Here is a 26,236-nt window from a genome sequence, read left to right as displayed (position 1 = left end):
TGAATCGCGCTTTGTGTATTGACGAAAAAAACACAGTGTTATCCCGTCAGTCTGCCACAGCTGTACGATTAAAAACACAACCGAGTAGTTCGCTCATAAGAAAATACCTCTACCAGGCCCTTAACATCCGCACAAAAGATAGGCAAACAGGGACATTAAACAGACCTTGAAATAAAGCTTAAAATACCACCAAAACGCGTGTAGAATAAGATATAACAAAAAAGAATATTAGATGATAGATACAACACTTAAGTGTAATTTGTCAGTACGACAGGAGTGAGATGAGATGAAAAGCTGGGTTAAACAAAGTATTGCCAAAATAGAAGCAGATCAAAATCGCTCTGCTGATACACATTTATTTAAATTTCAAATCCCCCAGTTCGATGATATTTATCTCTATCTAAAAGATGAAAGTACACACCCAACTGGCAGCCTTAAACATAGACTCGCTCGCTCATTATTTTTATACGCTTTGTGCAACGGCAAAATTAAAGAAGGCACCCCCGTCATAGAAGCCTCTTCTGGCAGCACGGCGGTGTCAGAAGCCTACTTTGCCCAAATGATTGGGGTTCCTTTTGTCGCGGTGATGCCCGCGTCGACAGCGCAAAGCAAGATCGATCAAATTCAGTTTTATGGCGGGCAGTGTCACTTTGTGGCGTGCGCAACAGACATGCATGATACTGCGGTAGAGCTCGCCGACAAATTAGGCGGCTACTTTATGGACCAGTTTATGTATGCCGAACGTGCCACCGACTGGCGTGGCAATAATAACATTGCCGAAAGTATTTTTAATCAAATGAAATACGAACCACACCCAGTCCCAGACCTTGTCGTTATGGGGGCTGGCACAGGCGGTACTTCTGCAACATTGGGACGCTATATCTTGTATAAAGGCTATGAAACGGAGCTTATGGTCGTAGATCCTGAGTTTTCAGCATTTTACGAAGGGTACTCACAAAAAAATGACTGTATTTGTACGGGCCGTTCCAGTCGCATTGAAGGAATTGGACGTCCTAAAGTTGAAAAATCATTTCAACCTGATGTGATTGACCACATGATGCAAGTACCCGATGCTGCCAGTATCGCAGCCATGTTGTGGTTAGAGGAGTTTACGGGTAGAAAAGCTGGACCATCCACAGGCACCAATTTATGGGGGGCTTTATGCGCAGCGGAAAAGATGAAGCATAACAATAAGGGAGGTGCCATTGTCACCTTGATTTGTGACAGCGGTAACCGCTACTTAGATACCTATTACAACCCCGAATGGGTCAAAGAGCACATCGGTGACATAACCCCTTACCAAGCTCAACTCAATGCATGGTTTAGCGCTTAACTCTCAAATACCTGTAATATTTCGCAGGCCTTAGCAACCTGTTCATCGTTATAGTCGCCAACATGGTTGGCTGCTATACATGCTATGAAATGTGCCTCAACTGCAGCTCGGGTTTGCGTATGCCACTGACTGTGCTGGTCAGCATTGTGCATTGTCTGACAATACGACGCTATCAACTCCTTTAACAGTTTAACCTCCAAAAAGGTTTGCTCTGAAGATTGCTGGTTTGTAAACTGACGTTGATAGCTTTTTAGCATGTGAGGAATGATGTGCCGGTAAACCGGTCGATATAAGTCGCTTTGGCTTTTTAAGCGTAAATACGACAGCGTCTCTCCTTGTGCTGCATCAGCATAAAAAATCGACCGTGTGTTCAAAACATCCAGCAGTTTGTTGCTGCCAAACACCAAGGTATACACCCCCTGTTGCCACTGTGCCTCCGCGCGAATCTCCCACCGGTTCGATGTTAAAAATTTATCCATGTTAACTAAGGCAACGCTCTCAAACACATCGGTCAACGGATCGGTTGCTCGCCTACCCAAATGATAACGCACCGTTATAAAAGGATCAGCCAGAGAGTCTCTCAGTATTGCCTTGATGAGCGCTTCTTTACTTTGACCAACCTGCTTCGCAGCTATGGCTGAGATAGGTGTTAAACTCGCACACTTGCTTGGTTGAGGATAAAAATACTTAAGCCATGATTTCATTTAATTTTTCCAAACATCTTCCGCAATCCGACCCTGCACTGTAACGTCGCTACGGCGAAAAGCCATATCACCGCCAGTACGCCTTTTGTCAGCATAGTCTTTCGTCAAATTGACGATTGTTGGCGTCAATTGCACGATGGCGTAGATATTCACGAGCGTCATCAAGCCAAGAGACATATCCGCCAGGTTCCAAGCTTCTCGTAGACTGGCATTTGCGCCCCAAACGACCATACATAGGTATATGGCGGTATACCCCCCTTTGCCCCACTTATTATCTAAGCGAAAAAAGTGTAAGTTACTTTCCGCATAGGCATAATTAGCCACCACCGACGTAAACGCGAATAACGTGATTGCGGCAGCAATAAAATCATCGCCATACTCGCCGAAATGAACCGACATGGCGTATTGGGTGACTCCAATCCCTGCGATTTGCCCTGTTGACCCAACCCCCGCCAACAGCACCACAACCGCGGTACAACTGCATAAAACTATGGTATCGAGGAATACACCGAGCATTTGAATATAACCCTGCGCCACAGGGTGGTTAGGTTTAGGTGCGGCACCGGCGGCCGCGTGAGGTACACTCCCCGCCCCAGCTTCATTGGAATACATCCCACGTTGAATACCACTTTTGATGGCAGCGCCCAATGCCCCAGCAGAAGCTTCCGTCAAACCAAATGCAGACAGCACAATATCCGCGACAAGCGACGGTAACTGCGTAAAATTCATTGCGGCAATGATCACGGCGGTGGCCACAAAAGCCAATCCCATCCAGGGCACGACTAATTCCGCAAACCGAGCAATACGCTTAAATCCCCCCATCACAATAACACCCGCGACAACCGCGATAACCATGCCACTGGTGCTAGTCGAAATCGCAAAGGTATTGTGCAAGGCCTCAGCAATGGTATTTGCTTGCATGGCACTAAAACTTGCACCGTAGCCCAAAAATAAGCACAGTGAAAATAACACCGCTAAGCCCTTGTTATTAAGCCCTAAACGAATGTAATAAGCGGGCCCGCCGCGGAACTCTTTGTGACTATCGCGTACTTTGTATAGCTGTCCAAGTACACTTTCAGCAAACCCCGTCGCCATCCCTAGCAGTGCAATAACCCACATCCAAAATACGGCGCCACTGCCTCCTAAAGAAATGGCCATGGCGACACCAGCCAAATTACCGGTACCCACCCGGGCACTTAACCCCGTACATAATGCCTGAAATGAACTGATCCCGCGCGGATCAGATTTTCCATCCTTTTTAAGCAATTTAAACATATGCGTAAATTCACGCAGCTGAATTAAACGTAACCGAACACTAAACCAGACTCCGGCAAACAGCAGGACATAAATGAGGAGTTGCCCATCTCCCCACAGTAAACTGTTCATTGGCCCAATTAAAAACTCACTCATAATGCCTACCCTGATCTGCGAATCGATTATGTCATAAGACTCTATGCTTGAAGAAGCTGGCAATCTTGACTTGAAGTAACTGATTGTTAACATAACAACAGTTTAAACATTGTACAAACTCACCCTTTACCCAAGATAACCATAATCACTACACATTGTGAGTATTTAATGGGGGTCATATCAACCGAGTGGACATCTCATGTTAAATCGTATTATTCAGTTATTTCCATTGTGGGCATTGTTAATTAGCGCCATCGCTTTTATTTCGCCAGAGCGCTTTACGCAATTTAAATCCGCGATTATCCCCCTGCTTAGTCTCATAATGCTCAGCATGGGCTTGACCCTGACTCTGGCTGATTTTAGCCGCGTAGGAAAATCATTGAAAGCTGTTGTACTGGGTGTGTCATTGCAATTTCTGGTGATGCCTCTGGTTGCTATGTTACTGATTTACTTATTGCAACTGGGAACAACCCTGAGCATTGGTATGATCTTAGTAGGGTGCGTTGCCGGCGGTACAGCAAGCAATGTCATGTGTTTTTTAGCAAAAGGTGATGTGGCCTTATCCATTTCTATGACCGCAATTAGTACCTTAATTGGGGTTATTTTAACGCCCTTGCTTATTTCAGTTTATGTAGGGCAATTGGTGGACATTCCGATGCTCGCAATGATGCTAGATCTGATTAAGATTGTACTCGCCCCAGTTTTACTTGGATTAGCACTTAATATGCGGTTCAAAAGCACAATAAAGACAATCCAGCCTGTATTACCTCTCATTTCGATGCTCGCCATTATCTTCATCATTGCGGTAATTGTCGCGCTCAATAAATCCCAAATTATGAACCTTGGTCCATTAATTTTAGCTGCCGTAATGCTCCACAATGGTGCCGGGTTACTGTCGGGCTATTGGGTTGCGCGCTGGTGCGGATTACAAGAGCGAGTTTGCCGCACCATTGCTTTTGAAGTTGGCATGCAAAATTCAGGGCTCGCCGTCGCATTAGCGATGAAGTTCTTTGCCCCGTACTCTGCAGCGCTGGTCGGCACAGTATTCTCAATTTGGCATAATATCAGTGGTTCTATGCTGGCAAGTTTTTGGTGCAGACGCTCAATTTCTGATGACACCACTGAAACGCAAGTAAACAGTGTGCAGTTGCGGCGCTAAGCAGCAACTTACTTGAGTGTTTCAAGTTTTAAAGACACATGAGTAGAGACCGCAAACCCCAACGTATTGCGGTCTTTTTTTTGTTCACAATAAACGCGATATTGGCCGCCAGACTGAAAATTAAAAATCCCTTCAACACTGCCTGCATATTTTGCATTGGCACATTTAGCTTGAATACGGTAAACACCCGGGTGCATTTTCATCGTCGAAAAGGTGGCGCTGACATAAGGTAATCGCCCACTTAACTCTTTGCCTTGCTCGTTCCAAATGTATTCAATTTCGGCTAAATAATCGTTCGCGTAGCTGCGTGGGCCCTGCTCTAAATGCACCAGTGCTAATTGACTATGTTCACGGTTTTGCGGGTTATAGGTAAACGTGGTTGTTTGGCATGCACAAAGACATAAGGGCGCAATCACTAAAGTAAGCACAGCCTTATAACGCATAATAAAATCCTTCTTGTTCGTCAGTTGTCTTACCAAATAAATACATGGGTTCAAAAGGCTTATTTTATAGCTCGCCGCAATGGGGGTTACGCTGCCATAAAATAAGGCTCTTGGCCCTGATGCTTTGCTTTTCTGCGAAAACTTCCTTTGCCTTTTTTCGCTTTTTCAACTTTGCTTTTGAATAATGGGCTCGTCACCAATGCTTTTAAGGCATTCTCTTTGATTTCTCCACGCTGGTGGGCGTGTTTTATTTTTTTACTCATCGTATTTCCAGATTTATTTAAATAGTCATTGCCGCATCATTATTCATGTTCAGTCGCACCACCGCAAGTGCTATTGTGTCAAATCCGCTGCTGCATAGGTGTTTATCCTCACTTTATGAAACATATTATGTATAAGGTACACTGAATCGAGAAGGTAGGCATTCGCTCACTTTTATGACTAGAATGCATAACAGTAAGTTGAATGACCTCAAATATATCTATGGCATCAGTCTCTATTCACAAAGGTATTTCAATTAACTATCAGGAGAGCGGCGACAAAAACGCACCTACGATTGTCTTAATTATGGGGCTGGGGGCGCAGATGACCTTGTGGCCCGATGAATTATTTTTTGGCCTAGTAGATGCAGGGTTTCGCGTGGTGCGCTTTGACAACCGAGATGCCGGGCTTTCAACCCAATTGGAGCACCATGGTAAGCCTAGTGTGCTCAAAACCTGGCTCAGTGCTCGACTGCCCATTCGCACACAGGTGCCGTACACATTGGAAGAAATGGCGCAAGATACGCTTGCACTTATGAAAGCCCTAAAGATTAAACGGGCACATTTAGTTGGGGCATCCATGGGGGGCATGATAGCGCAGCTAATTGCAGCCAAACAGAAAAAAAAAGTCGTCAGCTTAACCTCAATAATGTCTTCCTCCTCCGCGCTGAAGCTGACCCACACCAATTTGAAGGTGTTTGTTAAACTCGCGGGAATGCGACCCGATAAAGCTAATCGAGATGCGGCAATCAACTACAACATTCGCCTCAATCAATTAATTGGTAGCCCTGGCTACCCACAAGATGAGCGTACACTCAAACGCCAAGCCATTGAAACCGTAGATAGGGCCTATAATCCGCACGGCTTTCAAAGACAACTTGCCGCCATGGCAGCCAGCGGTTCAAGGCACAACTTGATGTCCAAAGTCAAAGCACCCACTTTAGTCATTCATGGTGCAGCAGATCCTATCATTCCTAGCCAAGAGGGAGAAAGAACCGCGCAACAGATCCGTAAATCCAAGCTCAAAATTGTCCCGGGCATGGGCCATAATTTTCCACCTGAACTGACCCCAAAACTTATAAAATGGATTGTCAAACATGTGCGTAAAAGTGAGGCCAAGCGTGCAAAAAAGCTGGCAAAAAAAGCCCAAAAACCAGATTGGGGCAAAAAGCCTTCTACTTAAGCTCAGTCAACCCAGTGAGATACACCTAAACAGGCTCAGAATAAGCCCACCGGTATTGAATGGGCTTTATGGCTTGGGAGTCAAAACAATAACAATAACAATAACAATAACAAATTGACCATAACTGCATGTGTACGTTACAAACCGACGTAAATAAAACCACTTATACTCTGCAGTTAAGAAAAAGCAACGCGGCCCGTGTTCAAACCATGGTAACTCGGTATTTAATACATGATATTACATCGACCAGGCTTAGTCCTCATACCATGAAATTCGGCTATACCGAATAAAAACTTGGCTATGTATACTGTATCATTCGATTGAACGTCATTTAATAATGTTACATTCAGATGTGAGGAGTAAAACGACCATGCTTAAAGTCACGCTAGAACAATGGCGCATGTTTAAGGCCGTTGTAGATTTTGGGGGCTTCAACCAAGCTTCTCAGCAAATCCATAAAAGCCAGTCCAGTATTCACAATGCCGTAAATAAAATCGAAACCGTCCTTGGCGTAAAGTTATTTCGAATAGAAGGCAGGAAAACGGTACTTACAGAAGCCGGTGAACTCATGTTGCGGAGGGTTGAATATCTACTCGAAGAAGCCGCCAAAGTTGAAACCATCGGTGTCAATCTTGCCGAGGGGATAGAAACCAAATTGCGAATTGCCATTGATGAAATTTTCCCTGCCCCCATGCTCTACCAAGTCCTCGACAAAGTATCCAATGAGTTCCCTTTTTTGCGTATAGAACTGGTTGAATCGGTGCTTAATGGGGCCAATGAACAACTTGAAAATGCCCTTGTCGATATTGCAGTCTCAGCGTTTACACTAGAGGGCTTATTTAGCGAAGAGCTGTGCCAGATAGATTTCATCGCCACCGCCAGCCCAGATCACGCTCTGCATCAAACAACAAGGGCACTCACACTCGAAGATCTCAAGTCACATCGTCAAATTGTTGTGCGAGACTCGGCGGTGGCAAAAAGTCATGACTCCGGATGGCTACAAGCCTCGCAGCGTTGGACGGTCAGCCATATGCGCACATCCATCGATATGATAAAGAAAGGTTTTGGCTTTGCATGGCTGCCAGTCCCCTTAATCGAGCAAGAACTCAACTCTGGTGAACTGGTGCCACTCAATTTACAAACCGGACGTACTCGTAAGGCACAGCTCCATCTTACTTTTGTCGACGGGGATAGTTTAGGGCCCGCTGCCCGTGCTTTTCTAGGTGAGCTCAGATACCAAAGTATGATGATGCCGACTTCTCAACTTGCTTTAGATAATATCACGTAAATACACATTCTCTATTTACGTCTACACTACATCAGAGTATTCAACATAATAATAACGCGACATTAAAGGAAGTATGGGCTCATGACAGAAAAAGAACTCGCGAAACGCTTTTACCAAGCACATCATTGGCGCGTACTGAATGAGCCGCTTGCTCAAGATACGAAACAAGCACTAGAACAAGATAGTCTGTTGCTAAAACAGGTTGCCACCGGTGAACTGCCAGCAACGATTAGACTTTGGGAGTGCCCACAGTCACTCATAGTCAGTCGTAAGGAAGCCAAACTCCCTCACTTTGAACTCGCAAGTCACACCCTAGCACAACTTGATTGGCCAGTTGCAGTTAGGGACAGTGGCGGCACCGCCGTGCCTCACGGGCCAGGTATCTTGAATTTTTCGCTCATTTTAGCTCAAACCAAAGAGGCCACGCTTAATGTCGATACCATTTACATTGCTCTGTGTGAGCCAATTAGAAGTGCGCTGAGTAATTTGGGGATACAAAGCGAGTATGGTGAAACGCCAGGTGCCTATTGCGATGGACGGTTTAACCTAAATATCGATGCGCTCAAAGTGACAGGCACAGCCCAGCGTATCACATTATCAGGCTCAAACCCTTACGGTTTGCACCGAGGCGTGCTTGCCCAAGCCATGATTATGGTCGAAGCAGATCCTCATTATACAACCGGTATCGTTAATCAATTCTATAAGTTGGCTGGTGCTGACAACCTTTATGACCCCGCAGCGTCTACGAGCGTCGACAAGCACTTAACGGGTACCTACCCCCCGGGAACACTAACCGAAATATTAAGACAGGAGTTATTACTGAGTGTTGATAGTTTTAGCGCCAAATAACGTTTAATGGATGATAAAACGGATGCCTGATTGATATGTTGTGCGGATATCAACGTGAGTAACACCCGTCCGTTAAACAACGAAAATTATCATGAAGTTAAAAAGAAAAAGCACTAAAAACAGTAAGTGCAGATCAAAAACGCCTGCCAATTCAGTTATCTGAACCGATTTCCGAGGGAAATCCCCTGTCACAATTTCAACCTGTGGCAGTGACCTTTGTGGCTATGATATCTGTATATAGACACCGCTCGAAAAAGTCTGTTGTGTAATTATTGACAGGCATTTTTACACACACGTATTTTCACGTCTATTTCACATCAAAGCGCCCATAATCATTAAAAAAGGAGCGCTTATGAACACCGTAAAATACGCTTTATACAGCTGTTTAATCACCGCTTTCCCATCATTGGCGACAGAGCATACACACCAACAGTTTGTAGAAAAGGCAATTGCGAAATTTCAGGCAACTGAACGAGGTAATTGGACTTTCGCCTACCACCATAGTGAAGTTGAAGAAGGTGAAAAAACGGATGTTTATGCCCAATATCACCCCCAAAAACCGCGCGGAAAACGTTGGCATTTACTGAAACTCAACGGCACGCCGCCAACCCCAAAGCAAGTAGCAGAGTTTGCTTCTAGCCGTGAAAATGAAGGGTACCGTGTACCACTGAGCGAACTCATTAACCCACGCTCACTGTCTGTAGAAAGCGAAACCGCACACGGCATCACATATACTTATCCTGTCCAACTTGCTGATCTAGGTAAAGATGCAATTGGGAAACTAACAGGCTCTGTGACCATAAATAAAGTCACCGCCAGTATTGAAGAAATCAACATCATTAATACGGACAAATTTAGTCCTGTTGCGCTTGCCAATATCAGCCACTTTAAATTAAACATGCGATTTCAAACTCTCAAAAATCATGTGTTGCCCAAAAGCAGCTATATGGAAATGAATGGCACGTTTTCTTTTTTTATAGATATTGAAGAGACCTCTAAAACAACCTTTTCAGATTATCAGTTTTTAGGTACTCAAAAGTAAGTTCGTGAGAGGATGGCGTTTATCGCCGCGACCTTCTCGAGCAATGACGCATTGCTTCATACTGTTTTTGTCAATAAAAGTGTCATGCAGAGGTGCTAGCTTAATGACCGCTTCATAATAGTAAACAAACCCATATTAAACAGATTAAAATAGATTTGATTATGCACAGCGTCATAGACATTCAATGGTGGCAATTGGCCGCTTTTAGCCTCACACTGATTATTCCTTTTTATCTTAACTTTCACTATCAGTTAGGCATGGCCAAAGACACCATAGTCGGTTTGGGCCGGATGACGCTACAACTCATTATGATTGGTCTTTACTTGGAGTTTCTATTTCAATTAAATAATTTTTGGATTAACATCAGTTGGCTGAGTATCATGGTTTTAATAGGCACATCTGCCATTGTCAGTAAAACCAAGCTCCCGCTTAAAGTCTTGTTTTCACCTGTTGCAATGAGCCTTGCTGCGGGGCTATTTCCTCTGCTTGCGATTCTCACTCTGGCAGTGATAAAGCCCCAGCCATATTACCACGCACAGTATGCCATTCCTCTGGCGGGCATGCTGCTTGGTAATAGTTTGACCAGTAACATTGTGTGCTTACAGAGTTTTTTCTCTTCCTTAAAAGAGCGGTGGCCAGAGTATCAAGCCGCCTTGTCTTTGGGGGCTTCACCAATTGAGGCAACACGCCCTTTCGTACAACATGCACTACAACACGCATTAGCCCCGATGTTAGCAACCATGGCCACAACCGGTTTAGTCACTATCCCTGGTATGATGACGGGTCAGATCTTAGGTGGGGCAACACCGATGGTTGCCATTAAATATCAATTAATGATCATGATTGCCATCTTCGTGATGATGAGCATTTGTACGACATTGTGCTTGTTTTTAGTGATCAGACGGGCGTTAAATCATGAAGGAAGGCCACAGCTTGCTGTGGCCTAATGTCGATTAGCAAAAATCCATGCGCAGCTAACGCGGTTTACTTTTGGTCTTTATACTTTTCAAACCATGCCAAAATATTACCCACTTTCTGTACTAAGTTGCTTGGCTTGGCAGCGATGCCATGGCCCGCTTTAGGTATACGCACCATCGCAGTATCGATATTGCGCAGTTGTAACGCTTGATAATACTGCTCAGTCTCACTCATTGGTGTACGATAGTCTAGCTCTCCCGTGAGCAGCATGGTTGGCGTTTTAACATTGCCGACCAGTGACAAAGGTGAACGTTTCCAAAGGTGCTCTGTTTTCTCCCAAGGCATACCAGGCATCCAATATTTTGCATAATAATTGTAGGCATCCGCTGTGAGCACAAAGCTAATCCAGTTAATAACAGGCTTGGCAACGACTGCCGCTTTGAATCTGTCGGTATTCCCAATGATCCAAGCCGTTAATACGCCACCACCAGAGCCGCCCGTTACAAACAGGTTGTCTTTATCGACAAACTCTTTAGTCACCATGCCATCGACAACATCCATGAGGTCGTTATAATCTTTCGATGGGTAATCATGGTGGATCAAGTTCGCAAACGCTTCGCCATAGGAAGTACTGCCTCTTGGGTTTGACCAAACTACAACATACCCCTTAGCGGCCATAAGTTGTACTTCGGTGCTAAAATTTGGTCCATAAGCGGTATGAGGCCCACCGTGAATTTCTAAAATTAATGGGTACTTTTGACGACTGTCAAAGTTAGGTGGCAACGCATACCACGCTTCGATGTCTCGACCATCCACGGAAGACTTAACTGTTAGAGGGTGTACTTCAGCACTCTTCTTGTGCCCTAAGAAATCTTCGTTGAGCGCTGTCAAAGGAGTTACACTGCGGCGTTTGTCAACCAGTGCTAAGTCAGCAGGACGTTCTGTATTGGCGGCGGTAACAACCAGTCGGCCATTGCCCACTACCGCGAACTCGCCAGAAGTATAAGGCCTGCCCAGAGATTGACCTCCTAATGAGGCTAATTTTTCAGTGACTTTTCCTTTTAGCGTGACATGACCAACATATTGCTGACCATGGTCATCGTAGCTAAAGTAGAGCCCTCGGCCTTTTTTATCCCATTGGTGTGCTTTGATGGGCCTATCTAATGATTCAGTCAAGTTGACCACCTCTTGACCGTCTAAGCCCATCATGTAGATATCAAAGTTTTGGTTCGAACGCTTTTGATCTTTAAATCCCAGATAAGCGATTTTATTTCTTTGGTAATTTATCTTCGGGCGATGCTCTGGGCCTACCTCATTGGTTACTTGTGTCACCCCACCAGCTTGTACATCAAGGCGATAAATATCTGACTCTCGAGGCCTGTTTTGCCAATCGTCATGACGATCAGCACTAAAGTAAATCAATTTCCCATCTTCACTCCAAGCAAGGTGCGAGCGGTGATGGAAGTCCCCATGAGTCAATTGGCGCGGTGTGCCGCCTTCTGCAGGTACGATATAAATATGTTCATAGCCATGCTTAATAAAGCCTCCTCCATCACGGCGATACAGCATAGTATCAATATAAGTCGCCTCGCCCGCCCATTTAGCCCCTTTGGGTTTTTTCGGCATGTCTTTAAAAATGCCGCTGTGCGCTTTGGGCTTAAACATGGTAAATGCAATCCATTTACCATCCGGCGACCAACTGATGTTGCTCACACCTTGCGTCACATTCGTGACACGCGCTGTATTGCCACTGTCCAACCACCGGACATAAAGTTGATTGTCGCCTTCGGCATTAGTCAAATACGCCACACGCGTTCCATCAGGTGAGTAACGGGCACTACGATATTGTTTGCTATCAGACAGTAATGGGCTATGCGCCTTCGTTTTGAGGTCGATTTCCCAAAGGTTTGAGCGCACGCTGTCAGACATTATGTCCATCGCTCTTCGCTCATAGATCACTTTATACCCATCAGGGTGCACCTCAGGGGACGCCGCATACTCTATATTAAATACATCTTGGTACTGCCATATGTCATCTTCTGAACTTTGGCTACCCTGTGCCATCAATGGCATAGCTACTAGCAAGTGAGCTAAACAAGCCGCTACTTTCAATTTTCTGTTTTTGTTCATATCCATACTCGTGGTATTGTCATCGTCAGCGGGATAAATGTCCAACGCATCATCTAAGACGTACTGTTCGCACGCCACTCCTATACACCATGTAAAGATGCCTCAAAGGCAAGGCCTATTGAAAGCATATTGCGACCAACCACCTGAATCTAATATATTTTAAGCGTTATAAATGACCCATTTTAATACCAACAGGGTCACGCCGCTTTGGAAACGACGCTTCAGCTCTCAAGCGTTATGCCAGTGTCAGCGTAAAACAGCACAATTTATGCCATAGAGTACAACGCGACACCAGATGCCAAAATCCATGTGCGATTCGAGCTGAACACTGCGTGTGGCTTATCAATCTGCACATTGTTAAGGGATCACAAAACTGCAATTGACAACGCTATCATATGTTGCAAGGCTAAGGCGGGCAAAAAACAACCAAAAAGGATATAGCTGTGAAATTGAAACTCAATAAAAAAGGCATCAAACAACTGAGCAATAAGCAACTCAATAAAGATGTAACCAATCAAGTTGCTGGTGGTGCAATTGCATCAAAAGACTATTGGTGCCACTCAGGTCAAATGCCTTGCTGGACAAATGGACCTTGTATCACAACGCCATATAAAGGATGCAATAGTCACAGAGGATGGTGCCAATAATCGACCTTGAGCCATTGCAAACACCGATGCCGATAAACGTAGTGCGGCATTTACGTCAACTGACGCTGCGACAGCCAGGTAATTCCCCTTAGCCTCAGTCGAATAACGACCTAGAGCTCGTCAATATCAACACACTAACGTACCCAAACCAGGTTAAATCTACACCGAGCCTTTTGAGTAAATATGGTATAATCTTTTACTCTCAAAACTTGATACGTCAATATTTATGAAAAAAGCGATTATGGCCCTCGGCTACCTTTTACTCTTAAACGGGTGTGCCTCAGTTGTTGGAAATTTCCGTCTCAATCCTGACATTCAGAAAGTAAGCTACAATGTCAGCTATTCACATTACCAACCAGCAAACTATGTAGAAATGAAAAATGTCGACTTTTCGACATTTACGTATCTGAATGATAATTACGCGAAAGATAAAAATTATGTATACCATTGGGGCGCCGCCATTCCATTTGCCGATCCCGCCTCATTTACGATTGTTACAGGGCCTTTTGCCTATGATAAACAACACGTTTTTAGGTTTGGTGATATTGTGCCTGGGCTATCACCAACAAATTTGACACTGCTTGAGGTCAACGATGAGCCATTTGGCGCGACCTACCTGAGATCGAATAGTCAAATTTGGTTCAATGGCATTGCTCAATTTCAACCGTTTACTCCTTGTGATATCGATACTTTCAAAGTCATTACACGCAACACAAGTTACCATGCAAAAGACAGCCAATGTGTATACTATGAAGGTAAAGTCATTGACGGCGCGGACCCGCGCACTTTCAAGGTAAAATATGACAGTCATGGCGTTGATAAAAACAATGTATATTTTAAGCATCATGTATTGCCCGATCTGAACGCTGCAAAGCTGAAGAGGATGTCGCTACATATTGTGAAAGACCAAAATTCGGTATACTACAAAGATAAAAAACTCGATGCAGATATATCCACCTTCCAAAAAAATGGTAGCTACTTCAATGATAAAAACCATGTCTATTTTGATGGTCAAATAGTACAAGGTGCGGACCCTGAAACATTTAAAGGCAGATCCGGCTTATATTTTGGTCGCGATAAAAACGGCTGTTATAGTAAACATGAGCCGGTAAGTTGCGATACAAAGCCAACTAGCCCGCTCTTATCGCTTCTCTCGTACACCAAAGATGTTGATTTAGACGATATGACGACGCAAGAGGGTAAAGCTAACGCATTCAGTCAAATATTCAAAAATATCGCCAAAGAAAATAAAGCAAGCAAAGAAAAGTGGCAAAAAGGTTTTGCATCGTTAGTTGAGACGAAAAAGTCTGAGCTTAACCACGCTTATTTAACACCTGAAAATGCGGATAAAATAGACCTCAGTAAACTGCCACAAGATTACCATTTTGATATTTTCAAACCGGGCCCAGGCAGCCGAACCCTTAGCTACCACTTTAAAGGTATCGAATCTGAACAAGCTATTTTCGCTATTTTTAATCGTTCAACAAAAGGGGTCATGCTGGAGAAGCGCACCCTATCTGGTCAGCCAATTGTCACTAATCAACCAATTGGAAAAAGCTTTATTACATTCAAATACTTGCCATTTGAATGTACCACGCAACTTGGTATATGTAGTCATACATTAGCTGAAATCGACGGTGAATCCACGGAGCAAAAAGTCAGCCAATTTAATATTTCTTATCAAGATGGCTTATGGACCAGATCGCTTAAGGAAGGCGACAAAAAAGACATATTCTTATTCGATGAATTTGGTATGCCTGTTATCCATGCCACATTCCTTGAAGACAAGTTGCACACGCTCTGGTTCCGAAAGGTCAAAGGATAGCAAGCGTAGGCTTATCTTGGCGCGTTACTGAAGGGGTTACTCACCCAGTAACGCGCGCTTATTCACCTTCCCAATTACACTGCTTCACCTTTTCAAACCAAGGTCGATTAAACCGGACTCGTTTAGGCGGGGAAGGCGGTGGTAAGTCAAGGTCCATGAAGGCAGCTAAGTGTAGTGACACTAACGCCCTGATTCTGTCATCGTCTAGCTGTTGGTAAGCTGATAAGAGCTGTGCTTTTTCTGTTGCATTAAGTGGATCCCCCTGCATGTGTTTGAAACGTGTATTGAGCCACAATAGCAAAGACTGCTTAGCCACATTTTGAAATGCTTGCGCTAACGTTTCAGTGGGTTGATATAAGCGCTGAAAGTTAATCCACTGCTGCTGAATCACAAAAACAAATAACAAATTAACACCCGCAGATATTTGCCCTGAGCGCTTATCAATATTTTGATATCCCGCTAAGGCAGCTCTAAAGTGCTGCTCTGCTAATGTAATGTTGCCTTCTTCAAGCGCAATCATCCCCTGATTATTTTCTATGATAGCCAATAGGTTTTTTCTATCAGCTAGGCGCGCCATTTTCTTCGCTTTAATATACAGGGACTTGGCTTTTTCTAAATCATTCAATTGTCGAGCGAGCAGGGCCAAGCTGTTAGTTAAGGTGAGCCTTTGTCGATCGTTAATGGCGTATTTATAAGAGCATTCAAAACTCAATTGCGCATCATACAGGTAGTCATGCTTGCGCAACCAAATACCGGTACCACTGGCAATGGATACCAGTTTGTCCATGAAATAAGGATGGGATTGATGATGAAAAACTACCTCAAGTGAGTCTATGAGTAGTTTCATGTCGCCGGTAGGCACCGCTGCCCGCATAGCAGCAATGTGCCAGCGCACTTGCTGAGTATCCGTTAATGAACGCGTGTGAGGAACGGCCTGTAAAATAGAGAGTGAGCGGGATGGGTCGATCCGTAAGTAATCTTCCGCCTCTTTGATTTTTTCATCAATGGTCACCGCCGACGTACTGTGACAAATTAGCCCAAGTAACACAATAAACCCAGCTAACCGCACACCGCCTCTCCAACCAATGACTCTGTCTAAACTATAGATAGCAAATGCATAATATTCAAAAGTCTCCTTCAGCGTCGTTATTCTACTTTCTACACTGACGACGCACTTTTTTCTTGATAAAGCCACACAATTAATACAAGGATCGGTAAATTTTTAGTAACGGGGCCAAAGGGGTGTAACCAAAATGACACATCAATGATTGTCAATAACATGCTGTAGATAAGCACAGTCACTATTTGTGCTATACAGCAGCTCCTAAGTTTTCGCTGCACGATAAGCCAAATACCGAGAAAAATATCCCAGAGTCCCCCACCAAATACTGCAATGTCGGCATATATACCTGTGATTTGTGCCTTGGCCAGTATTTCAAAACCAACCTCTGGCGCAAAAAATATCGACGTTAGACCGGTAAACAGCCACACAAACGCCAAAGAAAAACACGCTAAATAATATATAGGCTTCAATTCATTACGCTCCACCTAAACGACAGGCAGAGGTTTAAAAACCATCAACCAAAAAATCACCAATATGGCTGCAAATGCAGGCAGACCAAGGAGCGTCCAAACTCGCATAAGCGATTTAAACTCCCCCGAAATTTGATTTCTTTTTGCAGACTCTGCCGCTAATACACGTAAGCGATATTGAATTTTAAGCACGGGTAACCAACACAATCCGATCAGCGTAAATAGCCCGGCGACGGCATAAAACCAATCAGAACTGAATGAATAACCAAGGATATGCATTAAATACAAACCGCTGGCAACTTGAACAATGACCGCAGGGGTTGTAAAGAGCCAATCCCCTAAAACAACGAGTTGAGTTGTTATATATATTGCCTGCGGGTTGTTCGAGCGATTCGCCATAAACATAAAAAAGGCAATGCCAACACCTGTACCAGTTACGACGACAGCCGCTAAAATATGAATCAATTTGGCGACAAAATAAGGCTCTAACATGGTATTACCTCCTCCTTCGCATAAATACCAAAAGTATTAAAATAAGTGTCAAAATCGCTCAGTTTGAACAGCCCAACACATGGCATGGCACCGCGCTCACTGCATTCTTCTGCGAGTAACTTTTTAGCAATTATGATTGCTGATAAAGTCGGTATATAGGGGCCTTGCCCGCTAGGCGCATATAAACGCCACACGGCACTTTTTTCTGAATTATCGTGACAGGTGCCAACAATGCGCACCTCCATAGCACCTATATCTGTGCCAAAAGGCAGTAAATACTCACTTAAAGTACGGATGCTTTTTGCGTAGGGTGCCCAATTCCTTACCAAGCCATGTTTTGTCAGGTAGGCCATTGCGACCATCCCCCAATGAAGTAGTGGCAATTCAAGACCAGCTTGAAACGACACCCTGTCACTCACTTTGTAACGTTCTGGGAAAATCAGCAGATCTGGCACGTCCACATTTGCTAGACTACGTTTTTTAGCGATATCACCAAAGTCGTTCACTTTCGCATCCATCCAACCGTATGCAGGTTGCCAATGTCCCCCTTTGAACACTTGGAAAGGATGCCCAGTATAAGACAAAATGGCAGCAATCGTTGCGAGTCCTCGTTCCGCCTTATTACCCGGTGCAATCGCGATGTCTATCGTATTAATACGCTCAAACATCGATTGAAAATGTTCAATCACCGCAGAGGAAAGCCCGGGCACCGAACTCGCCCCGCTCACCACTAACACACCATTGGTTTGTGCTCGTGCGTTTAGCGCACTGATATCACATACAAATTGCCTATCGTCTGCAAGGTCGATGTAATGCGCCTGGACATCAATACAGGCTTGGGGAACACGATAGTCCTGCCCTTGAAATGGTCCACCGGTATGAATCACTAAAAATGGCATGTGCTGCTGTAGCTGCCTTTCAAACTCGGGGGAGAATATGTCTACCTGCCACACTGCCAATGTGGCTTTTGCGCTCTCCCTTAAGCTACCCACAAGGGCGTGAGCCTTTGATATGCATCTTCCCGCAATAATAAGGTGAATGCCAGCCTCTTCGGCCAAAGCTGTGACCACCCTTTTACCAAAATTGCCATATCCCCCGAGCACGACCACTGTTTTCATCGCCTTGACTCCCTGACTTCAAAAAGGCTTTGCTTATAGATAAATATCCTTCAAATACAAGGCGATTTCCAGTGTTTTTTAGCTTAGTGAACAATTGCTTAATTGCCGCCACGACTAACTCATTAGGCGCGCCTCGATACAATTAATCAAACCACTACTTACTAGTTCCTTCCCGCCATCACACCACCATCGATATCCCAGTTTGCTCCTGTGACCCATTGCGTACTATCACTTAATAAATAGGCTATTGTTTGGGCCACTTCCTTTGCCTCACCAATACGCCCTATCGGGTGAAAGCAATCAAAGCTTTTCAATGTCTCATCAATCTCTTGAGGATCAATGAAAGCACCATAAATTGGCGTTTTGACGACAGCTGGCGACACGGCATTAACGCGTATACCATGCCCAGCCAATTCCAGCGCCAAATGTTGGGTTAAAGCATGTAAGCCGGCTTTGGCCATAGAGTATGCCGAAGATGGGGTGGCGCCTATCGCTTGTTTAGCCCACATAGAACCAATATTGACGATACTGCCTCCACCGAGCGCCGTCATGTGGTGTGCAACAGCTTGTGTTATCAAGAACAAAGCGCGATTCAATTCATGATAGCGGTCAAAGTCTTCACCATGGTGCTCTAAAAACGGCAGTGGCGAAAAGTAACCCGCGGCATTAACCAGATAACTAAATGGTGTGTCTGATTGCGACAACTGCGTGATATAGTCCAGCACGGCTTTGCGGTTGTATAGATCCAACTGTACGCCTGTTACGTCGCCGAGTGACGACAAGGCTTGCACGGCACTGTGTAGTTTATCTTGGTTATTTGCGAGTAGTGTCACGGGCACATTGTGGCTGAGTAAAATTTTCGCTGTTTCAAGGCCCATTCCGCTGGAGCCTCCAACGATTAACGCACGGCCTGATTTTGTAAAGTTCATATGTTCACCTAGTGTGTTGGTTGTTTCGTGATAATATTAGGCCTATGCGAACTCACTGAATAGTAAGTACAAATTGGTTAACTAAGTACTTTTTGGTACATATTTATGAATTCAAACGAAAAAAAAGTTTCACGGAAAATAGCGCCGAGCAAAAGTGCGAAAATGGTTGAGACCATCTACGGATGCAAATGGTCATTGACGATATACCAACTGCTCAAAGATGGCATAAACCGCCCCGGAGAAATGGTTCGTTGTGTGGATGGCCTCACCACCAAAGTGCTCAACCAGTGTCTTAAGCGCAATGTGGAATTTGGCATTTTAGAAAAAGAAGTATTTAATGAACTACCACCTCGAGTTGAATACCGAGTCACCGAGCTCGGCAGACAGTTTTTAGCGATATTGGCGCAACTCGATACATTACAAAAGCACATTGACAGCCAAACCGACTGACAACCATGTTGTCAGTATCGTGTGTTTAAAAATTAGAAAAAATCACGCTTGTGCACATTGCAATCGTTTCGTTTGCGACTAGACTTGCCTTGATTTTAATCAGGACAAGGAGTCATTTTATGACGCTTAAAACTACGGGAAAGGTTTTAGCTGTTCTTTCTCTCTCAACGCTGACCGCATGCATGAGCACCTCTTCAGGCCCATATTTAAAAAGTTCTATTTCTGAAGGTATTGGCCCACTTGAAGTACGTGCACCTTATGCAAACTACGTAAACTACTATGGCTATGTCGATGCAAGTGTGAAACCCGAAGGTAAATATAAGGGTAAAGATACCTATTACCTATATGCCTGGGTACCCGCTGCCGTGGACGAAATTGGCATTTCAATGCAATCACCTGTTGAGTCAAAACCGACAGATAAAGATTTTGTTCACACCAACTTTGCTCAAGGAATGGAGAAAGACCAAGCCAAGTTTTTCGACACCTATATCGTCTTTGATCGATTGAATATCATTGATAGCAACAAGATTGCACAAGGAGGCAAAGTCCTTCAGCCGCTTGGTTACAATGATGATACCCGCGAACTCCCCGCTAACCCCAGTGGCGCTTACTACAATTCATTGCTAAGACAAACCACCAACCTCAACAACCCTACTGAATCGTTGGTCAGAGGCGTTTACCGCATCTCATTTACCTCTTTTCGCTCACAAGTTGAAGGGTCTTTCGAAGCGACAATTGGCACCAACATTCCAGGTGTCAAAATCGCAGCATCACTTGAAGAGTTACATAAACTGGTAAACAAGGGTAACCTTTAATAGTACTTTGGTGGCAACCAAACATTGCCACCTTTTACACTAAAGCTTAAACCAACACGCTGAGAATGCGGCTTATTTTCGGTAGCCACATCATCATGCCAGCAGCAATTACACCAATGATGGTAATGAGTGCGCCAAAACAAGCCACCGCTGAAATTACCCACTTGATGCTTTCTTTACGCTGCTTTTTACCCCATAAAATAACCTCGTAGATTGCCATTGGCAATAAGAAGGAAGCGAACGAAAGCGCGATATCTGCAGGGCCATCCAAAGTAAGCGTGTTACCATTCATCCCCTGATTCACAATGTACCACCCCATTAGATACAGTCTGAAAGTCCAAACGCCATTGACCAGTAAAAAGCTATGCACGGCGAATCGTTGGTGCTGCGCAAACCGCTTTTTCACCGCGGCTTGCCATGCAAAATAAATCGCAATCGGGATCAAAATACCGTTCACTGTCACCCCTAAAGACCCTATATCACTGAGTCGATGCCCAGTAACCCAAGTTAGATAAAGTCCAGTTAACGCCCCTGCTAAACCCAGAGTAAAAAACATACGTCCATTGTAACGGTGGAATTTTGGATATCGTGTTCTCACATTAGGGATCAACTGAAATAACCCACTTATCGCCATTAAAATCGCGGGTAAGACATGCGCGAAAAACATCGCCGAGTTTAAATCGATGTTACTGTTCAGACCTTGTGAGGGCGACACCGCCTCTGCTTTATCTACAGCACCTAAGAGCAGTGGCAATGCATATAAGCTTAAAATATACATTGCGAAGGCCCACTGCCCAGCTAATGCCACAACCATCCAAGTTTTAATTGCACCTCTGAGGGTACTATCAGCATTAAAAGACAATCCTCTAAGCTTATTTACCGTTAAAGAAATCATTCTAGCCCCTTTCGTAATTTATTGATTTAATTGCTAAGGTGCCACTAAAAATTCAATTCGTCGCACCGAATTTGAAATTCGGCACATACTTTTTGGTAAAGATTTCTTACAAAGCAAAATTGAGTCATCGAGGGGTTTTCACTACTATAAGATGGAACTCATTGGGGCGGATTTTTATGCAACCAGCATACCTTCATTTCACGCTACTGGCTGTCAGTATCACGATGTTGATGGCACAGTTAACGGTACGACACAAACACAGTGCACATATCTTATTTGCAATTTTTTGCGCCTCGGTTTCCATGGTTGCCCTACAAAAGCTATCGAGCAATAGCTTAGGTCCATATCAATACCTGATTGGTATGGGCGCTTGTGCCACGTGCAATTGTATTTGGCTCTTATCCCGCACCTTATTTCGTGAAAAAAACCCCATTAGCCTGATCCATTTTGCCGTTGCAGTCGCCATCGCAGTGCTCATCATGATCCAACAAGGCTACCTATTCGCCACGCATCAATGGGCCTTACATGCCCCTTGGTTGTCTCTCTTTAGTCACATGCTGCGCGAAGCAACCATATTGCTTTCTTCCTGCATCTTGGTGCTGTCGTTTTGGGAAGCCATGCGAGGTTTTGGGCAAGTGCAAAAGCAGGACAAACAGCAGCGTATTTTGTTTATGGTTACCTTTGGCAGCGCTGTGTTAGCCAGTAAAAGTGCTAAGGGCATTTTTGTAGATAACCCCGACATGTTAACAGTCACTCTATCTGTTATCACGCTGGGCGTTTTAGCAAGCTTACAATACCTACTTTACTGGCGCTTTCACCGTGCAGTGGATACCAACACAAGGTCACCGCACCAGCCTCAAAAAAGTGCGCCAGATGAACTGACAGTACGTGATGATGACATGCACCTTGCGAAGCAAGTACACGCATTACTGGTTGAACAAAACTATTTTTTACAAGCGAATCTCAAAGTCGCTGACATCGCCCGTGAACTGACGGTGCCCGAGTACAAGATAAGTAAAGTGTTGCGTCATCAATTACAAGCCAAAAACTTTAATCAGTTCATCAACACGCTGCGGGTCAACTACGCCAAAGAGATCCTTTCGGATCCCGATAAGCAACATTGGTCTGTTCTTGTTATTGGCCTAGAATGTGGATTTGCTTCTGTCGGCCCATTTACACGCGCGTTCAAAACCTATACAGGCACAACACCAAACCAATATCGGCAACGCGCTCTACCCCAGCAGCACTGTGCATAATTTAAGGGGCGTGCCCCTTTTACTCCCGTATAAGTTCAATATAACCACGTACAAAGCTATGTGGGAAATGGGCTTCTGATATTTCGCTGCACACTGGCTCATAGCCATATGAGCGGACACTTTCTATTTCGGATTTAATCGCGGACTCTTCCACTAACGGGTAGATAGTGTCTAATATGCCATCTCCGGTCTCGGTATCTTGATTGCAGCCCGCATAAAACGCTTGATAGAGAGCAGCATAATGATCGCCTTGCGCGGCAGCCAAATTTATCAAACGCTCACCACGATTGCCTTGTATCAATACCCCCAAAATGAACTGGGCTCTTGGATCTTGCCGCTCCTTCATCAAGAACTCTAAAATCATTTGTGATTTGTGTATTGAACGAGGAAATCCACGAGTATAACTCCCTAATTGGTTAAACTTGTAGCCGCTAAAGTAAGCATGCGCATATAGTAACGCCTCATTGGTCGTATATTGTGATAAAGCTTCTGCGGTAACAGCAATCTCTTTATTTCGTACTTTTTGTTGCTCAACCTGCTGTGATACAGCTGCGTTATCAGCTTGAAGTTGATAGTTTAATACCATCATCATGAACGCCGTACCATAGGTCGCTCCTGCCGTAAAAATTGTGGCACAAACGACGGCCACGCCCCCCTTTAATGAGGTCCTTTTTCCCGGATATGTCTCTGCAGCTTGAAGGTGTTCAAACGCTTCTTCTAGCACAATCGGCATTTTGAGTTTGGCTAAATAATTGGCACTCCAGAGACCTGCAAAAAACAATCCTGCCAGTACAATCAGTGGAATATGACCACCCACGACGATCTCCACCTGCCAAGCAACCACCGAAAGTGCAGCAAACACCATGCAGGCGATCGCAGAAAACCACTCATGGTACCCTCGCCCGAAAAACCTGACGAAAAGGCCGATCACGGTACCACTGACTGGCAGCATCAGCGCCCCCAATTTGGGGTTGAATACATACACTTGGAACCAAATCGCAATGGCAATCGTGGCCCCTATCACACTGCCGAAGGTCGCACCGAGCAACTCTTGTTTATCGAGCCTATTTTCAACTTGTATTCTCTTTTCTTCGAGCGAAGACATATTTCTACTCACATGACATACTTTCAAACGCAACCAAATGTACGTAAGTTTAAATTAAATGCAATTAGTTTTAGTTGCTAAGCGAACAACTCGCTAAAAATGATAAATAATTTCATGTCACAGAAGCTGTGCAAAATTAATAAATTCATATATATAGACTGATAAAAAATAAATTTACTCGGAATATTTATACCAATACCAGCGTAGATAAGCGCTCAAGAAAGTGTCATATTTTTGGAACTAACTTGCCACTTTTTCTTAGCTTATTTGTCTTTTTTCCCTTCTATAGTGGCCGCTCTAAAATCAATAAAAGTGAAGGGACTATGAAAACAAAATTACTACCGCTGGCCATTTTATGTGGCACCTCAGCCTTACTTTCAGGATGTTTTGATTCCGACGACAATAAGGTCAACATTGTGCCACCAGCACCCACGCAAGGGACTGACAAGCCCACTCCAACACCGGAACCGGAACCCACACCAGAACCGGACCCAGATCCGGCTCCTGCGGTAGGGACTACACTGCAGCTACGTTTGCTAGAAACGACTGATCTTCATGCCAATGTACTTAATTTTAACTATTTCTCTGATAAGCAAGATGACAAAGTTGGCCTAGTAAAGACTGCCGCCCTGATCCATGCAGCCCGTGCAGAAGCCACTAACTCGGTATTGGTTGATAATGGCGACCTAATTCAAGGTAGCCCGTTGGGTGACTACATTGCCAAAATCAAGAACTTGGCTGATGGAGAAGTGCACCCCGTGTATAAAGCAATGAATACGCTCAATTATGATGTTGCGAACATTGGTAATCACGAGTTTAATTTTGGTTTAGAGTTTTTGCATGAAGCCATTAATGATGCAAACTTCCCGTATATTTCAGCCAATGTCTTCAAATATGATGGTGACGACGATGAAAGCAATGATGTGCCGTTGTTTACGCCTTACCTAGTACAAGAAAAAACGTTTAAAGATATTGAAGGCAATGCCCACATCATTAAAGTAGGTTATATCGGGTTCGTGCCGCCACAAATCATGCAATGGGACAAAGCAAACCTTGAAAATAAGGTCATTGCGAAAGACATCATCGCCATGGCCAATAAGTACGTGCCAAAAATGAAAGAAGCAGGTGCCGATGTCATTATCGCGATTCCACATTCGGGCTTAGATACTGCTGAGCACACAGACAAAAAAGAAAACGCCAGCTATCACCTTTCAAAAGTCGAAGGGATTGATGCCATCATGTTCGGCCATGCACACGCGAATTTCCCAAGCTCACGCTACGCAGGTTTAGAGGACAAGGGCATCGACTTGGAAAAAGGCACCATTAATGGTGTCGCTGCGGTGATGCCGGGGTTTTGGGGCAATCACTTAGGTATCATCGACCTTACCCTCACTTATCAAGAAAATGGCTGGCAAGTGACGGACTCTCTATCAACATTAAAACCGATTTTCGAGCAAGATGAAGACAGAAATGTGATTTCATTAGTCGAAAACGACGCAGCAATTGAAGCGGCCACACATCATGACCATGAAGAAACACGTACGTGGGTCAACAAACCATTCGCCAAAGTGACCAGTCAGGTGAATAGTTTTTTTGCACTTGTTAATGATGATCCTTCGATTCAAATTGTCACCGATGCGCAAACTTGGTATACCCAAAAAATAGTGCAAGGTACTGAACTCGCTGATTTACCCATTTTATCGGCTGGCGCACCATTCAGAGCAGGTCGTGGGGGCGCTGACGACTACACTTACATCGCACAGGGCGATATCGCCTATCGCAACGTTGCAGACTTATACATTTACCCCAACGTTTTAAAAGTGCTGAAATTAAACGGTGCACAAGTGAAGGAATGGCTGGAGATGTCAGCAGGGCAATTTAATCAAATTGACCCACATAGTATCGATATGCAATCGCTGATAAACCCCGACTTCCCTTCATATAACTTTGATGTCATCGATGGTGTTACCTATCAAATAGATGTGACCCAACCCGCTCGCTACAACAGCAAAGGGGAGAAGATGTCAGATGGACAACGCATCTTAGCGCTACAGTATCAGGGGAAACCAGTCACTGATGAACAGTCGTTTTTAGTCGTAACGAATAACTATCGTGCTTCTGGGGGAGGTAACTTCCCAGGTATTGGCGCAGATAAAATTGTCGTCGACTCACCTGATGAAAATCGCCAAGTCGTTGCAAACTACATTACTTATCAAAGCGAGCAAAACGATGGAAAAGGCCTAGATCCATCCGCTGATATGAACTGGACATTTGCCCCTATCGACACAGCACAAATTCAATTTACTAGCTCCAATAGCGATGAAGCCAAAGCGTACAGTGAGCAATTTGAACACATCGCGCCTTTGGGTGAAACCAATGAGGCTGGGTTTGCGCTTTACAAGCTTAAGCTGATGCAACCACAAAACTAACAAGACAACATACTTCTACCCAA

General features: G+C 44.4%; 25 protein-coding genes. 13 read left to right on the top strand and 12 right to left on the bottom strand.

Translation table 11 applies throughout. The features are described 5' to 3' along the window. Positions 1–286: 286 nt before the first annotated feature. On the top strand, positions 287–1,333 hold the full coding sequence (locus tag L1286_RS04515) for a PLP-dependent cysteine synthase family protein (protein WP_235405719.1): 1,047 nt from the start codon (positions 287–289) through the stop codon (positions 1,331–1,333). Here the strand turns inward: L1286_RS04515 and L1286_RS04510 are convergent. Both L1286_RS04510 and L1286_RS04505 read right to left on the bottom strand, forming a co-directional pair. After that, positions 1,330–2,037 (bottom strand): hypothetical protein, encoded by a 708-nt coding sequence (locus tag L1286_RS04510; protein ID WP_235405718.1) that lies wholly within the window; start codon positions 2,035–2,037, stop codon positions 1,330–1,332. The genes L1286_RS04515 and L1286_RS04510 overlap by 4 nt on opposite strands. Further along, positions 2,038–3,447 (bottom strand): alanine/glycine:cation symporter family protein, encoded by a 1,410-nt coding sequence (locus tag L1286_RS04505; protein ID WP_235405717.1) that lies wholly within the window; start codon positions 3,445–3,447, stop codon positions 2,038–2,040. It abuts the gene before it with no gap. A gap of 199 nt (positions 3,448–3,646) precedes the next feature. Between L1286_RS04505 and L1286_RS04500 the strand changes: the two genes are divergently transcribed. Continuing rightward, on the top strand, positions 3,647–4,606 hold the full coding sequence (locus L1286_RS04500; protein WP_235405716.1) for a bile acid:sodium symporter family protein: 960 nt from the start codon (positions 3,647–3,649) through the stop codon (positions 4,604–4,606). Between the two features lie 8 nt (positions 4,607–4,614). Here L1286_RS04500 and L1286_RS04495 read toward each other — a convergent pair whose 3' ends face one another. Both L1286_RS04495 and L1286_RS04490 read right to left on the bottom strand, forming a co-directional pair. Beyond that, on the bottom strand, positions 4,615–5,049 hold the full coding sequence (locus tag L1286_RS04495) for a hypothetical protein (RefSeq protein WP_235405715.1): 435 nt from the start codon (positions 5,047–5,049) through the stop codon (positions 4,615–4,617). A gap of 86 nt (positions 5,050–5,135) precedes the next feature. Beyond that, positions 5,136–5,312 carry an alternative ribosome-rescue factor A gene (locus L1286_RS04490; RefSeq protein ID WP_235405714.1) on the bottom strand — a complete coding sequence of 59 codons (177 nt, stop codon included), beginning with the start codon at positions 5,310–5,312 and terminating at the stop codon, positions 5,136–5,138. Positions 5,313–5,532: 220 nt separating this feature from the next. On the opposite strand from L1286_RS04490, the gene L1286_RS04485 reads away from it, so the two are divergent. The 5 genes from L1286_RS04485 (at position 5,533) to L1286_RS04465 (ending at position 10,618) form a co-directional block, all read left to right on the top strand. Further along, positions 5,533–6,492: an alpha/beta fold hydrolase gene (locus tag L1286_RS04485; RefSeq protein WP_442961676.1), complete on the top strand. Its 960-nt coding sequence runs from the start codon at positions 5,533–5,535 to the stop codon at positions 6,490–6,492. Positions 6,493–6,862: 370 nt separating this feature from the next. Continuing rightward, positions 6,863–7,780: a LysR family transcriptional regulator gene (locus L1286_RS04480; RefSeq protein ID WP_235405712.1), complete on the top strand. Its 918-nt coding sequence runs from the start codon at positions 6,863–6,865 to the stop codon at positions 7,778–7,780. 81 nt (positions 7,781–7,861) lie between these two features. Further along, on the top strand, positions 7,862–8,629 hold the full coding sequence (locus L1286_RS04475; RefSeq protein WP_235405711.1) for a lipoate--protein ligase family protein: 768 nt from the start codon (positions 7,862–7,864) through the stop codon (positions 8,627–8,629). Positions 8,630–8,981: 352 nt separating this feature from the next. Further along, a complete protein-coding gene (locus tag L1286_RS04470) occupies positions 8,982–9,671 on the top strand; it encodes a hypothetical protein (protein WP_235405710.1) in 690 nt (229 codons plus the stop codon). Between the two features lie 161 nt (positions 9,672–9,832). Next, the gene (locus tag L1286_RS04465; RefSeq protein ID WP_235405709.1) at positions 9,833–10,618 is read left to right on the top strand and encodes an ABC transporter permease; all 786 of its coding nucleotides are present in this window, start codon (positions 9,833–9,835) and stop codon (positions 10,616–10,618) included. A 37-nt stretch (positions 10,619–10,655) separates the two neighbouring features. Here the strand turns inward: L1286_RS04465 and L1286_RS04460 are convergent, their stop codons facing one another. After that, the gene (locus L1286_RS04460) at positions 10,656–12,797 is read right to left on the bottom strand and encodes a S9 family peptidase (protein WP_235405708.1); all 2,142 of its coding nucleotides are present in this window, start codon (positions 12,795–12,797) and stop codon (positions 10,656–10,658) included. 365 nt (positions 12,798–13,162) lie between these two features. Between L1286_RS04460 and L1286_RS04455 the strand changes: the two genes are divergently transcribed. Next, positions 13,163–13,366 carry a hypothetical protein gene (locus tag L1286_RS04455; protein ID WP_235405707.1) on the top strand — a complete coding sequence of 68 codons (204 nt, stop codon included), beginning with the start codon at positions 13,163–13,165 and terminating at the stop codon, positions 13,364–13,366. A gap of 226 nt (positions 13,367–13,592) precedes the next feature. After that, a complete protein-coding gene (locus L1286_RS04450; protein ID WP_235405706.1) occupies positions 13,593–15,191 on the top strand; it encodes a DKNYY domain-containing protein in 1,599 nt (532 codons plus the stop codon). 58 nt (positions 15,192–15,249) lie between these two features. On the opposite strand, the gene L1286_RS04445 is transcribed toward L1286_RS04450, so the two are convergent. The 5 genes from L1286_RS04445 to L1286_RS04425 all read right to left on the bottom strand — a co-directional run bounded on the left by L1286_RS04445 (position 15,250) and on the right by L1286_RS04425 (position 19,263). Beyond that, the gene (locus tag L1286_RS04445) at positions 15,250–16,386 is read right to left on the bottom strand and encodes a tetratricopeptide repeat protein (RefSeq protein WP_235405705.1); all 1,137 of its coding nucleotides are present in this window, start codon (positions 16,384–16,386) and stop codon (positions 15,250–15,252) included. After that, positions 16,350–16,724 (bottom strand): DoxX-like family protein, encoded by a 375-nt coding sequence (locus L1286_RS04440; RefSeq protein ID WP_235405704.1) that lies wholly within the window; start codon positions 16,722–16,724, stop codon positions 16,350–16,352. Before L1286_RS04440 ends, L1286_RS04445 begins: the two co-directional genes overlap by 37 nt. Before the next feature lie 15 nt (positions 16,725–16,739). Next, the gene (locus L1286_RS04435; RefSeq protein WP_235405703.1) at positions 16,740–17,216 is read right to left on the bottom strand and encodes a DUF2269 family protein; all 477 of its coding nucleotides are present in this window, start codon (positions 17,214–17,216) and stop codon (positions 16,740–16,742) included. Then, positions 17,210–18,334 carry a saccharopine dehydrogenase family protein gene (locus L1286_RS04430; RefSeq protein ID WP_235405702.1) on the bottom strand — a complete coding sequence of 375 codons (1,125 nt, stop codon included), beginning with the start codon at positions 18,332–18,334 and terminating at the stop codon, positions 17,210–17,212. Before L1286_RS04430 ends, L1286_RS04435 begins: the two co-directional genes overlap by 7 nt. Before the next feature lie 161 nt (positions 18,335–18,495). Further along, positions 18,496–19,263 (bottom strand): SDR family NAD(P)-dependent oxidoreductase, encoded by a 768-nt coding sequence (locus L1286_RS04425; RefSeq protein ID WP_235405701.1) that lies wholly within the window; start codon positions 19,261–19,263, stop codon positions 18,496–18,498. A gap of 105 nt (positions 19,264–19,368) precedes the next feature. Between L1286_RS04425 and L1286_RS04420 the strand changes: the two genes are divergently transcribed. Next, positions 19,369–19,713 (top strand): winged helix-turn-helix transcriptional regulator, encoded by a 345-nt coding sequence (locus L1286_RS04420; RefSeq protein WP_235405700.1) that lies wholly within the window; start codon positions 19,369–19,371, stop codon positions 19,711–19,713. A 119-nt stretch (positions 19,714–19,832) separates the two neighbouring features. Next, entirely contained in the window at positions 19,833–20,528 is a 696-nt protein-coding gene (locus L1286_RS04415; RefSeq protein WP_235405699.1) for a LipL32 family surface lipoprotein, read from the top strand. A 46-nt stretch (positions 20,529–20,574) separates the two neighbouring features. Here L1286_RS04415 and L1286_RS04410 read toward each other — a convergent pair whose 3' ends face one another. After that, a complete protein-coding gene (locus tag L1286_RS04410; protein ID WP_235405698.1) occupies positions 20,575–21,423 on the bottom strand; it encodes a DUF2306 domain-containing protein in 849 nt (282 codons plus the stop codon). 176 nt (positions 21,424–21,599) lie between these two features. On the opposite strand from L1286_RS04410, the gene L1286_RS04405 reads away from it, so the two are divergent. Next, complete coding sequence (locus L1286_RS04405) at positions 21,600–22,679, top strand: helix-turn-helix domain-containing protein (RefSeq protein ID WP_235405697.1); 1,080 nt, start codon at positions 21,600–21,602, stop codon at positions 22,677–22,679. 19 nt (positions 22,680–22,698) lie between these two features. Here L1286_RS04405 and L1286_RS04400 read toward each other — a convergent pair whose 3' ends face one another. Continuing rightward, the gene (locus tag L1286_RS04400) at positions 22,699–23,784 is read right to left on the bottom strand and encodes a hypothetical protein (RefSeq protein WP_235405696.1); all 1,086 of its coding nucleotides are present in this window, start codon (positions 23,782–23,784) and stop codon (positions 22,699–22,701) included. Positions 23,785–24,107: 323 nt separating this feature from the next. Here L1286_RS04400 and L1286_RS04395 point away from each other — a divergent pair, with 323 nt between their 5' ends. After that, on the top strand, positions 24,108–26,213 hold the full coding sequence (locus L1286_RS04395) for a bifunctional 2',3'-cyclic-nucleotide 2'-phosphodiesterase/3'-nucleotidase (RefSeq protein ID WP_235405695.1): 2,106 nt from the start codon (positions 24,108–24,110) through the stop codon (positions 26,211–26,213). Positions 26,214–26,236 lie beyond the last annotated feature (23 nt).

Source organism: Pseudoalteromonas sp. SMS1 (assembly GCF_021530565.1).
In the GTDB taxonomy this organism is placed as follows: domain Bacteria; phylum Pseudomonadota; class Gammaproteobacteria; order Enterobacterales; family Alteromonadaceae; genus Pseudoalteromonas.
The sequence above is the reverse complement of the archived record's forward strand: the minus strand, read 5'-3'. Positions and strand labels throughout refer to the sequence as shown.